Here is a 13,828-nt window from a genome sequence, read left to right on the forward strand (position 1 = left end):
TCGTTTGCGAACGACCGTGCTAAATTCCTGCCAGCACTTGCGGTCACGGAACCCTTCATTCGGCTGACAAAGCCGGCACCCCGGGAGGCAGCACGATGAGCCTGTTGATGTCGCGACGCGATCTCGCGTTCCTGCTGTATGACTGGCTCGACGCCGAATCGCTCGTCGCGCTGCCGCGCTTCGCGGAGCACAGCCGCGAGACCTTCGACGCGGTGCTCGATACCAGCGCGCGGATTGCCGAGGATCTGTTCGCGCCGCATGCGGCGCGCGGCGATCGCGAGGAACCGCATTTCGACGGCGAGCGCGTGACGCTGATCCCCGAAGTCGAACCGGCGGTGCACGCGTTCGCGGACGCCGGGCTGATCGCCGCGGGCCATGACGAAGCGCTCGGCGGCATGCGGTTGCCGAAGCTCGTCGAAGCCGCGTCGTTCCTGTTCTTCCAGGCCGCGAACATCGCAACGGCCGCCTATCCGTTCCTGACCGTCGCCAATGCGAACCTGCTCGTCGCACATGGCAGTCCCGCGCAGGTCGACGCGTTCGCGCGCCCGGAGCTGGAAGGGCGTTTCCTCGGCACGATGTGCCTGTCCGAGCCGCAAGCGGGCTCGTCGCTGTCCGACATCGCGACGCGCGCGGATTTCGAGGGCGACTCGCCGCTCGGGCCGCGCTACCGGCTGACGGGCAACAAGATGTGGATTTCCGGCGGCGAACACGAGCTGGCGGAGAACATCGTCCACCTCGTGCTCGCGAAGATTCCCGACGAACACGGCCGGCTGCAGCCCGGTACGCGCGGCATCTCGCTGTTCATCGTGCCAAAGTTCCTGACGGGAGCGGACGGTAGCGCGCAGGGCGAACACAACGACGTCGTGCTCGCCGGGCTGAACCACAAGATGGGCTACCGCGGCACGACCAATTGCCTGCTGAATTTCGGCGAAGGCACGCGCTATCGTCCGGAAGGGCGCGCGGGCGCGATCGGCTACCTGATCGGCAAGCCGAATCAGGGGCTCGCCTACATGTTCCACATGATGAACGAGGCGCGCATCGGTGTCGGCGCGGGCGCGGTGGCGCTCGGCTACACCGGCTATCTGCACGCGCTCGACTACGCGCGCAACCGGCCGCAGGGGCGCCCGCTCGGGCCGGCCGGCAAGGATGCGGCCGCGTCGCAGGCACCGATCGTCGAACATCCGGACGTGCGGCGCATGCTGCTCGCGCAGAAGGCCTATGTCGAAGGCGGTCTTGCACTGATCCTGTACTGCGCGAAGCTGGTCGACGAAGCGCGCGCGCACGACGATGCGGACGTGCGCGCCCATGCCGCGCGCCTGCTCGACATCCTCACGCCGATCGCGAAAAGCTGGCCGTCGCAGTGGTGTCTCGCCGCGAACGACCTCGCGATCCAGGTGCACGGCGGCTACGGCTACACGCGCGACTACGCGGTCGAGCGGCTCTACCGCGACAATCGGCTGAATCCGATTCACGAAGGCACGCACGGCATCCAGGCGCTCGACCTGCTGGGCCGCAAGGTCGCGCAGGACGATGGCGCGCTGTTGCGCGCGCTGGGCGGGCGGATCGGCGCGACCGTCGAACGCGCGCGGCCGCTGGATGCCGGCACGCGCGAGCAGGCCGATGCGCTGGCACGGCGCTGGGCGCGGTTGTGCGACGTCACGCAGCAGTTGGGCACGATCGACGATCCGCAGCGGCGGCTGGCGAACGCGAGCGTCTATCTCGAAGCGTTCGGCCATCTCGTCGTTGCATGGCTCTGGCTCGACGTGACGCTCGCCGCGCACGGGCACGACGATGATTTCCACGACGGCAAGCGTGCAGCGGCCCGCTATTTTTCCCGCTGGGAATTGCCGAAGGTGGATGCGCAGCTCGATCTGTTGTCGAGCGTCGACACGACGCCGCTCGACATGCACGACGCGTGGTTCTGAACGGTATCGCACCGACATTCCGGAATGCTGACGATGTCGCGAACGCCGCCTCCGGTGACCGTCGGACATTCGTCTTGAACCGGCCGCGCGGGGGTATCCCGCCGGCCGCACCGAGGCGCGGCCATGCCGCGCAAGGAGAGAGAAGCGCATGAAAGCCCTGTTGTGTACCGCATTCGGCCCGATCGACAGCTTGCGTATCGAAGATGTGGCGATTCCCGAACCGGCTGCCGGCCAGGTCCGGATCCAGGTGAAAGCCGCGTCGCTCAATTTTCCCGACGCGCTGATCGTGCAGGGGTTGTATCAGGTGAAGCCGGCGTTGCCGTTTTCGCCGGGCGCCGAGTTTGCCGGCGTGATCGACGCGGTGGGCGAGGGCGTCACCGCATGGCGGCCCGGCGATTCGGTGGTTGCATTCACCGGGCACGGCGGGTTCGCCGAGCAGTGCGTGGCCGACGTGCACCAGATCGCCGCGCTGCCGCCGGGAATGGCGTTCGAGCAGGGTTCGGCGCTGGTGCTGGCCTACGGCACGTCGCTGCACGCGTTGCAGCAGCGTGCGCGCCTGCAAGCGGGCGAGACGCTGCTGGTGCTGGGTGCGGCGGGCGGCGTCGGGATCGCCGCGATCGAGATCGCGAAGGCGCTTGGCGCGCGCGTGATCGCGGCGGCGTCGAGCGCGGACAAGCTGGCGCTGTGCCGCGAAGCAGGTGCCGACGAGACGATCGACTATGCGGCCGAAGACCTGCGCCGCCGCGTGGACGAACTGACCGGCGGGCGCGGCGCCGACGTCGTCTACGATCCGGTGGGCGGTGCTTGCAGCGAAGCGGCGCTGCGCGCGACCGCGTGGCGCGGCCGGTTCCTCGTGGTCGGCTTTGCGGCCGGCGAGATCCCGAAGATCGCGCTGAACCTCGCGCTGCTCAAGGAGCGCGACATACTCGGCGTGTTCTGGGGCGATGCGATGCGCCGCGACCCGGCGCAGCATGTCGCGAACATGCGGTTGCTCGCCGAATGGTTCGCGGCCGGCAAGGTGCGTCCGGCGATTACCGAGCGCGTGTCGCTGGCCGGTGCCGCCGATGCGATCGCACGGATCGCAAACCGGCGCGTGAAGGGCAAGGTGGTGATCCTGCCCGGCGCATGATCGGGGCCCGGTGCGCGGCGGCGCGATGCGCGTCGCGCGTGCGGTGACGGCGCGCGCAGTTGCGGCGCGCGTGCGGCTGCATTGGCGGCCGCTACGTGACCCGGTTCAGTTCCTCGAAGCCCACGACGAGCGCGTCGAGCAGATGGCGAACGGCGGGCACCATCCCGCGCCGGGTCGGGAAGATCGCGTGGACGAGCGCCGTCGGTGCCGACAGCGCGGGCAGCAGGTGGAGCAGCCGGCCGGCCTGAAGGTCGGCGTTCACCAGTTCGCGCGGCAATTCGGCGACGCCGATACCGTCGAGCGCGGCAAGGCGCAGGGTCGCCAGATCGTCGGTCGCCAGTCGCGGCCGGTGGGCGAAGGCGAGGGCGCGCCCGTCGGCGTCCGTCAGGCTCCACACGAACCGGTCGCCGCTGCCGGCAGTCGACACCGTTGGCCAGTCCTTCAGGCTGTCGATCGACTCGGGCGCCGGAAAGCGGGCGGCCAGTGCCGGGCTCGCAACGAGAATCCGGTACGACAGTCCCAACTGCCGAACGGCGAGATCGGTGTTCTCCAGCGGCGGAACCCGCGCACGAATCGCGAAATCCAGCCCTTCCTCGATCACGTCCACGCGCCGGTTGGTTGCATCGAGCCGCACCTGAACCTGCGGATGGCGCTCGATGTAGCGTGCGACGATCGCGGCGACACCCGAACTCAGCAAACCGACCGGGCAACTGATGCGCACGGTGCCCTGCGGCTGCGTGCGCGTGCGATCCACGATGTCCTTCGCGGCTTTCGATTCGGCGACCAGCGCGACGCAATGCTGATGGAACTGCCGCCCGGTTTCCGTCAGCGACAGGCTGCGGCTCGTGCGATTGAGCAGCCGCACGCCCAGTTCTTCCTCGAGCGCGCGAATGCGCCGGCTGAGCTTCGACGTTTGCGCGCCGAGGCTGCGGGCGGCCGCCGTAAAGCTCCCGTGTTCCACCACTTCCGCGAATAGCCGGAGATCGTTCAGGTCGGCGATGGGGTTCATGGCGGCGGCTCCGTTCGAATCGATCGTTCTACTGGGGGCAATGATACGTTGCCATTCAGGAGATATGCGATCGATCTTTGCGAAATTAGCATTCATTCCACGTTCGGTGCCGCGCAGAAACCGGCAAGGCACCGCCAGGCAACCGCCCGCCGTCCGGGCAGCAGGAACAGGAGTCGAACATGTTGACGCATCGGCGTTGGGCATCGCTGGATACGGCGAATCACGGCTGGCTGCGCGCGAAATTCCATTTCGCGGTGACGGCCGACTGTACGCCCGGGCACGCGCCGCTGGGCCCGCTGATCGTATGGAACGACGACGAGATCGCCGTCGGCAGCGGGTTCCCGATGCACGGGCACCGCGACATGGAAATCATCACGTACGTGCGGCAAGGCGTGCTCGGCCATCGCGACACGCTGGGTTCCGAAGGCACGATCCGCGCGGGCGGCGTGCAGGTCATGAGCGCGGGCACCGGCATCCGGCATGCGGAGTTCAACGGCGGCGACACACCGCTCAAGGTCTACCAGATCTGGCTGCTGCCGCGAGCGAATGGCGGCGCGCCCGGGTGGGGCACGAAGCCGTTTCCGAAGGGCGACCGGTCCGGGCGTTTCGTCGTGCTGGCGAGCGGCTACGCCGGCGACGACGGCGCGCTGCCGATCCGTGCCGACGCGCGCGTGCTCGGCGCAACGCTGAGGGCGGGCGAGCGGGTCGGACACGCATTGGGCGCATCGCGCCGCGCGTATCTCGTTGCGGCATCGGGGCGCATCGACGTGAACGGGGAACGCGTGGGATCGCTCGACGGGGTCGCGATCACGAACGAGGCCGCGCTCGACATCGTCGCGCTCGAGGATTCCGAGCTGGTGATGGTGGACGCCGGCTGAGTGCCTTGATTTTTTTTAGTCTGCCGAATCATTTCATTTCAGGAGTGCATCATGAATCGTTACACGTATCTTCCGCTGCTCGGCCGCATTCTGATCGGCGCGCCGTTTCTGATGAGCGGGTTGAGCAAGCTGGCCGCGCACGCGACCACCGTCGGCTACATCGCCTCCGTCGGCCTGCCGGCGCCATCGCTCGCATTCGTGGTCGCGGTGCTCGTCGAGGCGGGTGGCGGGCTGCTGCTGATGGCGGGTTACCGGGCCCGCCCGGTGGCGCTGGCGATGGCGCTGTTCAGCCTCGTGACGGCCGTGTTCTTCCACCACAACTTCGCCGACCAGAACCAGATGATTCACTTCCTGAAGAACGTGATGATGGCCGGCGGCCTGCTGCAGATCGCGTACTTCGGCGCGGGCGCATTCAGCCTCGACGCACGGAACGCACGTGCCGCATTGCGTGTCGCTGCGGCGGCATGAGCGGGCCGGCCCGCATGTGTGGTCGGGGCGAACCGGCCGCGCGCAGGGCGAACCCGCTGTCCGGTTGAACCGCGCAGGCCCTGCACGGCAGGGGCCAAGCCGGTTCAATCCTTCGGCAGACGCAAGGTGTCGAGCGCGTCCTGCGAAAACTCGACCCAGAACCGCTCGTTCGCAATGCCGGCCTGCAGCACCAGATGCTGCAGGCGCTTCGCGCGCGAATCGTCGGGCGCCGAAAAATCGCGCGCCTCGATCTGCAGATACAGGTCGAGCTTCTCCTGGTGAAGCGCGATGCGCCGCCTGATTTCGTCCTCGAGGCCGGACGGGCCGAGTACCGCTTCTGCCCGCAGGCGCACCATCAACGCCTCGCGCAGCGGCGTCGGATCTTCCTGTTCGGCGATCCAGCGCCGAAGCTCCTTCTTGCCGGCGGGCAGGATCCGGTACGCGCGCTTGCGGCCACGCCCCGATTCGGCGGGCAGCGATTCGATCCAGCCCGTTTCCTCGAGACGCCCCAGCTCACGATAGATCTGCTGATGCGTCGCCTGCCAGAAATAGCCGATCGAACGATCGAAGCGGTCGGCGAGCTCGGACCCCGAACCGGGACGTTCGGCGAGTGCGGTGAGGAGTGCGTGAGGCAGGGACATGTCGGATCGGAGGAGGCCGCGGAATGAATCGCATCTTGCCATATCGGGGCCACAGTACAAGCCAGGGATCATGTTTATGCAACGTGTTGCATAAACGAGGGCGGTGAACTACCATCTGTGCAACTTGTTGCATAAAAAATGGAGCCCCCCGATGACACCCCGTTATCCGCATTTGACGACCCCGCTCGAACTCGGCTTCACGTCGCTCAGGAACCGCGTGTTGATGGGGTCGATGCACGTTGGCCTCGAGGAAGCGCCGAACGGCTTCGAGCGGATGGCGGCGTTCTATGCCGAGCGCGCGCGAGGCGAGGCCGGCCTGATTGTCACGGGCGGATTCGCACCGAACGAGCGCGGCCGTCCGGCGCCGGGCGGCGCGATGCTGACGACCGAGGCGGAAGCCGAACGTCATCGCGTCGTGACGCGCGCGGTGCATGCGGAGGGCGGCAAGATCGCGCTGCAGATCCTGCACTTCGGGCGCTACGCGTATCACCCGGCGCTGGCGGCGCCCAGCGCCTTGAAGGCGCCGATCAACCCGTTCACGCCGCATGCGTTGAGCAGCGACGAAGTCGACGAGACGATCGCCGATTTCGTGCGATGCGCGGCGCTCGCGCAGCATGCGGGCTACGACGGGGTCGAGATCATGGGGTCCGAAGGCTACCTGATCAACGAATTCATCGCCGCGCGCACGAACCATCGCGACGACGCGTGGGGCGGCGCGTACGACAACCGGATCCGCTTCGCGGTCGAGATCGTGCGGCGCGTGCGCGCGCGCGTGGGCACGAACTTCATCGTCATCTACCGACTGTCGATGCTCGATCTCGTCGAAGGCGGTTCGACGCTCGACGAGGTGATCCGGCTCGCGCAGGCGATCGAGGCGGCCGGCGCGACGATCCTCAATACCGGCATCGGCTGGCACGAGGCGCGCATCCCGACCATCGCGACCAAGGTGCCGCGCGCCGCGTATGCATGGGTGACGCGGCAACTGATGGGCAAGGTCGGCATCCCGCTCGTCGCCACGAACCGGATCAATACGCCGGAAGTCGCCGAACAACTGCTTGCCGACGGTTATTGCGACATGGTGTCGATGGCGCGGCCGTTTCTCGCCGATGCCGAATTCGTCCGCAAGGCGCGGGAAGGGCGTGCGGACGAAATCAACACGTGCATCGGCTGCAACCAGGCGTGCCTCGACCACACGTTCAGCGGCAGGATCACGTCCTGCCTCGTGAATCCGCGGGCATGCCATGAAACCGAGCTCGTGATCCGCCCCGCACGGCAGCGCAAGCGGATCGCCGTGGTGGGCGCCGGGCCGGCGGGCCTCGGCTTCGCGGTCACGGCGGCCGAGCGCGGTCATGCGGTGACGCTGTACGAAGCCGCCGCCGAGATCGGCGGCCAGTTCAACATCGCGAAGAAGGTGCCCGGCAAGGAAGAGTTCAACGAAACGCTGCGCTATTTCCGCCGGCAGATCGAATTGCGCGGCATTACGCTGCACGTCAATACGCGCGCGACCGCCGAGATGCTGCTGCAGGGCGCTTTCGACGAAGTGGTGATCGCGACGGGCATCGTGCCGCGCACGCCGCCGATCGACGGCGCCGGGCATCCGAAGACGCTCGGCTATCTCGACGTGCTGCGCGACGACAAGGCCGTGGGCCGCCGTGTCGCGATCGTCGGCGCGGGCGGCATCGGCTTCGACGTCGCGGAGTATCTCGTGCATCGCGACGGCGGCGAGCGTGGCGACGCGGACCGGTTCTTCAGCGAATGGGGCGTCGACCGGTCCTATGCGCATGCCGGCGGCCTGGGCCGTGCGCAACCCGAGCCGGCTGCGCGGCAGGTGCATCTGCTGCAGCGCAAGGCGTCGAAAGTCGGCGACGGGCTCGGCAAGACCACCGGCTGGATTCACCGCACGGCGCTGAAAGCGCGCGGCGTCGGGATGTCGTCGGCGGTGACGTACCGGCGCATCGACGACGAAGGATTGCACGTGACGATCGACGGCGTCGAACAGACGCTGCCGGTGGACAACGTGATCATCTGCGCGGGGCAGGAGCCGTTGCGCGAACTGGCCGTGCAACTGGAGGCGGCCGGATGCAAGGTTCACGTGATCGGCGGCGCATACGAGGCCGCCGAGCTCGACGCGAAGCGTGCGATTCACCAGGGCACGACGCTCGCCGCGACCCTTTGAGACCGCTCGTTTCTTTTCCATCCGACGATACAGGAGACTTCGATGACGCACGCACCGCTCAATGTTCATCCCGCTGTTGCGAAATCGCTCGACGCGTGGCACGCGATGATCGAAAACAAGGACTTTGGCGCGCTGGATGCGATCGTCCATCCGGATGCCGTGTTCCGTTCGCCGATGGCGTTCAAGCCGTACGGGCCCGCGCCCGCGCTGTTGATGGCGCTGCGTACGGTGATCACGATCCTGCAGGATTTCACGTATCACCGCCAGTTCGTCACCGACGACGGCAAGAGCGTGGTGCTGGAGTTCAGCGCGGCCGTCGGCGACAAGGCGCTGAAAGGGATCGACATGATCCGCTTCGACGACGACGGGCTGATCGTCGAATTCGAGGTCATGATCCGGCCGTTCAATGCACTGCAGGCGCTCGGCGCGGAAATGGGCGCGCGGCTCGGGCAGCAGTTGCCGACGTTCAAGATCGGCGGTTGAGCGGGGCGGCGGCTGCCGTGTCGCCCGGCCCGCCGCCGCCTGTCGTTAAGCCCGCGTCAGCCGCTCGACGAACCAGTCGCACACGAACGCGGTGCGCTCGGACGCGTGGTTGTAGATCGTATGCTCGCCGTCTGGCCAGACCTCGAGCGTCGCATCGCTGCCCGTCGCCGCATCGAGAAACGGCTGCTGGTCGTCGAGCCGGATCAGCGGATCCTCGCCGCCGTGCAGCACCAGCAGCGGGCACGCGATGCGGTCGCGTCCGGACGAGAAGCTCATCCGCGCGAAGTTCGCCGCCACCGCGTCGGGATCGTCGTTGCCGAGCATCGCCGCGGCCTGTTCGACGAACGTGCGGAACGGCAGCAGCGACGGCGCCGCCAGCGCGCCGTTCACGCAACAGGCCGCGATCCGCCGGTCGCTCGCCGCGGTCGAAGCGGCCCACAATCCGCCGATGCTGTTGCCCCAGATACCGATCGGCCCGGGCACGCGTTCGGCGACGTGATCGACGAAGCGCCGATACGCCGCGCTCATATCGACGTCGACGAAGATCCGCTGTTCGAGCCGCGTTTCGCCCTGGCCGGGCCCTTCGGCGAGCAGCGTGGCGATGCCGCGTGACGCGAGCGCGCGTGCGATCGGCCAGTACGCGAAGCCCCAGCCGCTCTGGCCACCGAACACGATCACGGTGCCGCGCAGGTGTTCCACCGGCGGGCGAACCAGCCAGCCGATCAGGCGGGCATCGCCGAACGGCACTTCGACGCGTTCGATCCGTTTGTCGGACCAGCGCGCGAGTCCGTACGACGCGTCGACGAGCCGCGCATAGAGCGCGCGCTTGCGCGGCACGTCGTGGTTGAACGCCATCTGCGCGAACAGCAGACCGGCGATGGCCATCGCCTGCGCGTCGGCGGCGGTGACAAGATGGCCGGCATCAGCCGCCTGCGTGGCGCGCGCGAGCTGCGCGTCGGCGAGCGCCTCGGCCGCGACATCCCAGGGCTCGCCGGCCGACGTGCGTGCGTGCAGTGCGATCGCGTCCGCGTAGTCCATTCCGCAATCGAGCAGGCGCGTGACGGGCATCGCGCGTTGCAGGGACAGCGCGAATGGTGACAGTTCGGTCGTCATGCGTGCATCTCCGTTACGAGGCGTGTGCGGTGGTGGCCATGGCGGCGGACGGTTCGCCGGACGGCGCCGACCAATGCAGCTTGTCGCGCAGCGCATCGACGAGCGCGCCGAGATCGCGCAGGTCGGCCACCGAACCGAACACGAGGAAATCGGGCCGCCGGATATACGCGCCGATGCCGTGCGCATCCATGAACGCGCGCTGTTCGCCGTCGAGATCGATCACCGCATCCGGCGCGCACACGTCGTCGGCCAGCACGGCCACGTGACAGCCGAGCTGCGCGAGGAACGCGCGCTGCGCGTCGTCGAGATGGCGGCAAGGGTGCTCGCGCGTGACGAGCTGGAAGCCCTGGCCGACCACGTCGTCGAAGCGGCCGTCGGCCGCGCCGCGCCGTGCGCGCCCTTGCGGTGCCGGTGCGCCGGTCGTCGGCAGCAGCGTGCCGTCGGCTTCGGCGTGCAGGATGCCATGGCCGAGCTTCGGGAACGGCGGCATCGGCGGCATGTTGCCGGAGCGGAATGCCGCGTCACGCTCGGCCACCTTGCGCGGATCGTCCTCGTTGACGACCTGGCCGAGAAACAGCGACATCTGCGTGATCGCGGTCACGTGCGGGCGGCGCTCGGCTTCGTACGTGTCGAGCAGGTCGGCGAATGCGCGGCCGGTCAGCACGAGATCGAGCTTCCACGCGAGGTTGATGCCGTCGCGCATGCCCGAGCATGCGCCTTGCCCCATGTACGGCATCATCGTGTGCGCGGCATCGCCCGCGAGCAGCACGCGGCCGGAGCGCCAGTGTTCGGCCATGCGCGTCTCGAACGTGTAGACGACATGGCGCAGCAGCTTCAGGTCGTCCGGGCCGTAGCCGTAGTGGTCCTTCAGCCACTTCCAGCCGGCTGCCTCGGTTTCCCATTCGGCCGTCGATTCGTCCGGCAGCACGCGCAACTCGAAACGCGTGCGCTTCGTGCCGATCGGCATGTGCATGTACGCACGTGCCGGATCGCAGTAGATCGTCGTGCGCGCACAGCCGTCGCCGAGATCGCGCTTGTTTTCCGAATCGAGATTGAGCCAGCGCTCGTTGTAGCCGAAGTCGGAACGTTCGATGCCGAGCGTGCGGCGTACGAGGCTGTTCGCGCCGTCCGCGCCGATCAGGTAGCGCGCACGCATGGTGCGCGGCTGGCCGGTCCATTGCGCATCCTGGCCGCCGCGCCACGGGCGTGCCGTGAGCGTCACGCCGTCGTCGTCCTGCTGCAGCGTGTCGACTTCCCAGCCGCGCAGGATCGTTACGTTCCGGAAGGTGCTGGCGCGCGCATCGATCGCATCCTCGATGTCGGGCTGGTAGATCGAGATGTGCGCGGGGTAGCCGCATGCGCGGCCGGTCCAGTTCAGTTCGAGCAGCAGGTCGCCGTTCGCGTCGCGGTAGTGGTAGGTATCGACGGCCTTCGCGTTGCGCAGCGCATGATCGACGTCGGCGCTGGCCTGCACGATGCGCGCGGTTTCGCCGTCGATGTGCGTGAGGCGAGGCAGCCCGTAAGGCGTCGGCCAGCGTTCGAGGACGATCACGCGGTGGCCGGCGCGGCCCAGCATCGATGCGGCGACGAGGCCGGTCGGGCCGTAGCCGACGATCGCGACGTCGCACGACTCGACGGCACCGTGACCTTGGCCGCTCGGTTCGGTATTCATGTGGGTTGTCTCCATGACGGGTTCGTTTGTTGGTGTGTCGTGTGGGCGCCTCAGTGCGCGGTCGAGCCGGGCAGGTTGCCGTCGAAGGCATCCTGCAGCAGCGCGCGCAGGCCGTCGCGTTCGATCGGGCGCGGGTTCCAGTACGGATTGGCGGCCGCGAGATCGGCCGCGCGATCGAGATCGGTTTCCTGCATGCCGATCGCTTTCAACGAAACCGGTGCGCCGTTGTCGAGCGCCAGTGCGTAGAGGCCGCGCGCCGCGTCGTTCGTGCCGATCGCGCGGGCGATCCGCTGCATCGCGTCAGGCGCGTGCGCCGCGTTGTATGCGAGCGCATGCGGCAGCACGACCGTGTGGGTCGGCGCGTGCGGCAGATTGAAACTGCCGCCGAGCGTGTGACAGAGCTTGTGGTGCAGCGCCATGCCGACGTTGCCGAGCACCATTGCGCACAGCCAGGCGCCGTAGAGGGCGTCGCTGCGCGCGACGAGATCGGCGGGATCGCGCCGCACACCGGGCAGGCCGTGCGCCAGCGCGCGAATGCCTTCCTCGGCCACGAGGCTCATGACCGGATTCGCGTTGTTCGCGTACAGGCCTTCCGCTGCGTGCGCGATCGCATTGAGGCCGCTCGTCACCGACAGCTCGACTGGCAGCGTCACGGTGAGCGCGGGATCGTAGATCACCGTCTTCGGCAGCACGCGTGCGTCGGTGCCGGTGCGCTTGAGGCCGGCTTCGGTCAGCCCGTAGATCGGCGTCATTTCGCTGCCGGCGTACGTCGTCGGTATCGCGAGGATCGGCAGGCTGCTTTCGAGCGCGATCGCCTTGCCGAGGCCGATCGTCGAGCCGCCGCCGATCGCGATCGCGCAATCGGCGTCGCATGAACGGGCGAACGCCTGCGCATCGCGGGCGATCTCGATCGGCACGTGCATCGTCGCGCGGTCGTACAGCCCGGCGGCACGCGCGCCGAGTCGCTCGACGATGTGTTGCGCGAGCTCGCGCTGCTCCGGCGTGCAGAGCACGATCGCCCGTTGCGCGCCCAGTTCCAGCACTTCGCGTTCGAGGTGGTCGAGGCTGCCCGCGCCGAATATCACGCGTGCGGGGCGTGCCTGGTAGATGAAGTTCATGTCGTCGTTACTCCGTTGCGTAGTCGACCTGATGGCGCGCGATGCGCAGGCCTGTCAGTGCGTCGCGTACGCGTGCGTGTTCGGGATGCGCCGCGTAACCGTCCAGTGCTTCGCGCGATTCGAAATCGGCGACGAGAATCAGGTCGCACGCGTAATCGGTCGCGCTGAAATCCGCGCCGACCTCGAGGTGCGTCATTCCCGGAATCCGGCCGCGCAGGCTTTCGAACGCAGTTTTCACGCTGGCGCGCGCCTCGGCGCGCTCGAGGTCGGTTGCGCCGGCAACCTTCCACATCACGACGTGCCGGATCATGCGGCACGCTCCGCGGGATTCAGCACGAAGTCGTAGTCGAGCGTGTAGAACGGCGTGTCCATCCGCGATCTGTCGGGCGCGATGCCCGGCGCATGCCGGACCCAGTCGGCGACGAGCGTCGAGCGCACGCCGAATACCGCGTCGGAGTCGAGATAGCGGTCGCCGTCGCGGAACACGTGCGTGATCAGCGTTTCGTAGCCGCGTGCCTGGATCATGAAGTGCAGGTGTGCGGGGCGCCACGGGTGGCGGCCGAGCGCATCGAGCATCGCACCGACGGGGCCGTCGTGCGGAATCGGATACGGCTCGGCGAGGATCGAGCGGAACGCGTAACGGCCGTCGGCGCCGCTGCGCAGCCGGCCGCGCGCGCGATGCGTGACCGACCCGTCGCGGGCCGGCTGCTGCACGTCGTAGTGGCCGTCCTCGTCGGCTTGCCAGACCTCCAGCGACGCGTGCGCGATGGGCGTGCCGTCGATGCCGCGTACATGGCCGGACACGAAGCAGGGCTCGCCGCATGCGCCGTTCGCGATGTCGTCGAACATCGCGAATTCGGGGCTGCCGTCGACGTAGAACGGGCCGAACACGGTCGCCTCGGTGCAGCCGGCCGGTTTCGCGTGGTTCTGCGCGGTGACGAGCGTGGACAGCCCGAGCACGTCGGACAGCAGGATGAACTCCTGGCGCTTGTCGTCGGTGATGTGGCCGACGGCCGTCAAAAAGCCGATCGCCGATTGCCATTCGGCCTCGGTGAGCTTCGTTTCGCGGGCGAATGAATGCAGGTGCTGGACGAGGCTCGTCATGACCGTGCGCAGCCGCTCGTCGCGACAGCCGGAGAGCGACGCGATCACGGCCTGCGTGATGGTGTCTTCGTTGAGATTGCGCATAGGGGTTGTCTCCTGATGTCGTTCGATG

13 protein-coding genes are annotated in these 13,828 nt (G+C 68.0%); 6 read left to right on the forward strand and 7 right to left on the reverse strand.

Features of this window, described 5'->3' with window-relative positions:
- Nucleotides 1–95 precede the first annotated feature (95 nt).
- Together ACWMMN_RS06805 and ACWMMN_RS06810 are read left to right on the forward strand one after the other, a co-directional pair.
- Nucleotides 96–1,925: an acyl-CoA dehydrogenase gene (locus ACWMMN_RS06805; RefSeq protein ID WP_486423129.1), complete on the forward strand. Its 1,830-nt coding sequence runs from the start codon at nucleotides 96–98 to the stop codon at nucleotides 1,923–1,925.
- A gap of 148 nt (nucleotides 1,926–2,073) precedes the next feature.
- Nucleotides 2,074–3,054 (forward strand): NADPH:quinone oxidoreductase family protein, encoded by a 981-nt coding sequence (locus ACWMMN_RS06810; protein ID WP_256085801.1) that lies wholly within the window; start codon nucleotides 2,074–2,076, stop codon nucleotides 3,052–3,054.
- 91 nt (nucleotides 3,055–3,145) lie between these two features.
- Here ACWMMN_RS06810 and ACWMMN_RS06815 read toward each other — a convergent pair whose 3' ends face one another.
- Nucleotides 3,146–4,063, reverse strand: a complete 918-nt coding sequence (locus ACWMMN_RS06815) for a LysR substrate-binding domain-containing protein (RefSeq protein ID WP_486423218.1) — start codon at nucleotides 4,061–4,063, stop codon at nucleotides 3,146–3,148.
- 179 nt (nucleotides 4,064–4,242) lie between these two features.
- On the opposite strand from ACWMMN_RS06815, the gene ACWMMN_RS06820 reads away from it, so the two are divergent.
- Both ACWMMN_RS06820 and ACWMMN_RS06825 read left to right on the forward strand, forming a co-directional pair.
- Complete coding sequence (locus tag ACWMMN_RS06820; RefSeq protein ID WP_486423130.1) at nucleotides 4,243–4,941, forward strand: pirin family protein; 699 nt, start codon at nucleotides 4,243–4,245, stop codon at nucleotides 4,939–4,941.
- Between the two features lie 51 nt (nucleotides 4,942–4,992).
- A complete protein-coding gene (locus ACWMMN_RS06825) occupies nucleotides 4,993–5,409 on the forward strand; it encodes a DoxX family protein (protein ID WP_059234945.1) in 417 nt (138 codons plus the stop codon).
- Between the two features lie 104 nt (nucleotides 5,410–5,513).
- On the opposite strand, the gene ACWMMN_RS06830 is transcribed toward ACWMMN_RS06825, so the two are convergent.
- Nucleotides 5,514–6,050, reverse strand: a complete 537-nt coding sequence (locus ACWMMN_RS06830; RefSeq protein ID WP_059234943.1) for a PadR family transcriptional regulator — start codon at nucleotides 6,048–6,050, stop codon at nucleotides 5,514–5,516.
- Between the two features lie 151 nt (nucleotides 6,051–6,201).
- Here ACWMMN_RS06830 and ACWMMN_RS06835 point away from each other — a divergent pair, with 151 nt between their 5' ends.
- A complete protein-coding gene (locus tag ACWMMN_RS06835) occupies nucleotides 6,202–8,226 on the forward strand; it encodes an oxidoreductase (RefSeq protein ID WP_486423131.1) in 2,025 nt (674 codons plus the stop codon).
- Between the two features lie 42 nt (nucleotides 8,227–8,268).
- Nucleotides 8,269–8,709, forward strand: a complete 441-nt coding sequence (locus ACWMMN_RS06840; protein ID WP_059234939.1) for a nuclear transport factor 2 family protein — start codon at nucleotides 8,269–8,271, stop codon at nucleotides 8,707–8,709.
- Between the two features lie 45 nt (nucleotides 8,710–8,754).
- Here ACWMMN_RS06840 and ACWMMN_RS06845 read toward each other — a convergent pair whose 3' ends face one another.
- From ACWMMN_RS06845 to ACWMMN_RS06865, 5 genes are read right to left on the reverse strand one after another with little or no spacing between them, the layout of a single operon-like run.
- Nucleotides 8,755–9,822 (reverse strand): alpha/beta hydrolase family protein, encoded by a 1,068-nt coding sequence (locus ACWMMN_RS06845; RefSeq protein ID WP_059234938.1) that lies wholly within the window; start codon nucleotides 9,820–9,822, stop codon nucleotides 8,755–8,757.
- Nucleotides 9,823–9,835: 13 nt separating this feature from the next.
- Nucleotides 9,836–11,494, reverse strand: coding sequence for a bifunctional 3-(3-hydroxy-phenyl)propionate/3-hydroxycinnamic acid hydroxylase MhpA (gene mhpA, locus ACWMMN_RS06850; RefSeq protein ID WP_486423132.1), 1,659 nt, complete (start codon nucleotides 11,492–11,494; stop codon nucleotides 9,836–9,838).
- 50 nt (nucleotides 11,495–11,544) lie between these two features.
- Nucleotides 11,545–12,612, reverse strand: coding sequence for a maleylacetate reductase (locus ACWMMN_RS06855; protein WP_340623994.1), 1,068 nt, complete (start codon nucleotides 12,610–12,612; stop codon nucleotides 11,545–11,547).
- Nucleotides 12,613–12,619: 7 nt separating this feature from the next.
- A complete protein-coding gene (locus ACWMMN_RS06860; protein ID WP_486423133.1) occupies nucleotides 12,620–12,922 on the reverse strand; it encodes a Dabb family protein in 303 nt (100 codons plus the stop codon).
- A complete protein-coding gene (locus ACWMMN_RS06865; RefSeq protein WP_486423134.1) occupies nucleotides 12,919–13,800 on the reverse strand; it encodes an intradiol ring-cleavage dioxygenase in 882 nt (293 codons plus the stop codon). Before ACWMMN_RS06865 ends, ACWMMN_RS06860 begins: the two co-directional genes overlap by 4 nt.
- Between the last annotated feature and the right edge of the window lie 28 nt (nucleotides 13,801–13,828).

The sequence above is a fragment of the Burkholderia cepacia complex sp. TUM26381 genome (assembly GCF_057439935.1).

Bases quoted from the DNA above. Each gene is read 5' to 3' on its own strand.
- ACWMMN_RS06805 (WP_486423129.1), top strand. From the start codon at position 96: ATGAGCCTGTTGATGTCGCGACGCGATCTCGCGTTCCTGCTGTATGAC.
- ACWMMN_RS06810 (WP_256085801.1), top strand. From the start codon at position 2,074: ATGAAAGCCCTGTTGTGTACCGCATTCGGCCCGATCGACAGCTTGCGT.
- ACWMMN_RS06815 (WP_486423218.1), bottom strand. From the start codon at position 4,063: ATGAACCCCATCGCCGACCTGAACGATCTCCGGCTATTCGCGGAAGTG.
- ACWMMN_RS06820 (WP_486423130.1), top strand. From the start codon at position 4,243: ATGTTGACGCATCGGCGTTGGGCATCGCTGGATACGGCGAATCACGGC.
- ACWMMN_RS06825 (WP_059234945.1), top strand. From the start codon at position 4,993: ATGAATCGTTACACGTATCTTCCGCTGCTCGGCCGCATTCTGATCGGC.
- ACWMMN_RS06830 (WP_059234943.1), bottom strand. From the start codon at position 6,050: ATGTCCCTGCCTCACGCACTCCTCACCGCACTCGCCGAACGTCCCGGT.
- ACWMMN_RS06835 (WP_486423131.1), top strand. From the start codon at position 6,202: ATGACACCCCGTTATCCGCATTTGACGACCCCGCTCGAACTCGGCTTC.
- ACWMMN_RS06840 (WP_059234939.1), top strand. From the start codon at position 8,269: ATGACGCACGCACCGCTCAATGTTCATCCCGCTGTTGCGAAATCGCTC.
- ACWMMN_RS06845 (WP_059234938.1), bottom strand. From the start codon at position 9,822: ATGACGACCGAACTGTCACCATTCGCGCTGTCCCTGCAACGCGCGATG.
- mhpA (WP_486423132.1), bottom strand. From the start codon at position 11,494: ATGAATACCGAACCGAGCGGCCAAGGTCACGGTGCCGTCGAGTCGTGC.
- ACWMMN_RS06855 (WP_340623994.1), bottom strand. From the start codon at position 12,612: ATGAACTTCATCTACCAGGCACGCCCCGCACGCGTGATATTCGGCGCG.
- ACWMMN_RS06860 (WP_486423133.1), bottom strand. From the start codon at position 12,922: ATGATCCGGCACGTCGTGATGTGGAAGGTTGCCGGCGCAACCGACCTC.
- ACWMMN_RS06865 (WP_486423134.1), bottom strand. From the start codon at position 13,800: ATGCGCAATCTCAACGAAGACACCATCACGCAGGCCGTGATCGCGTCG.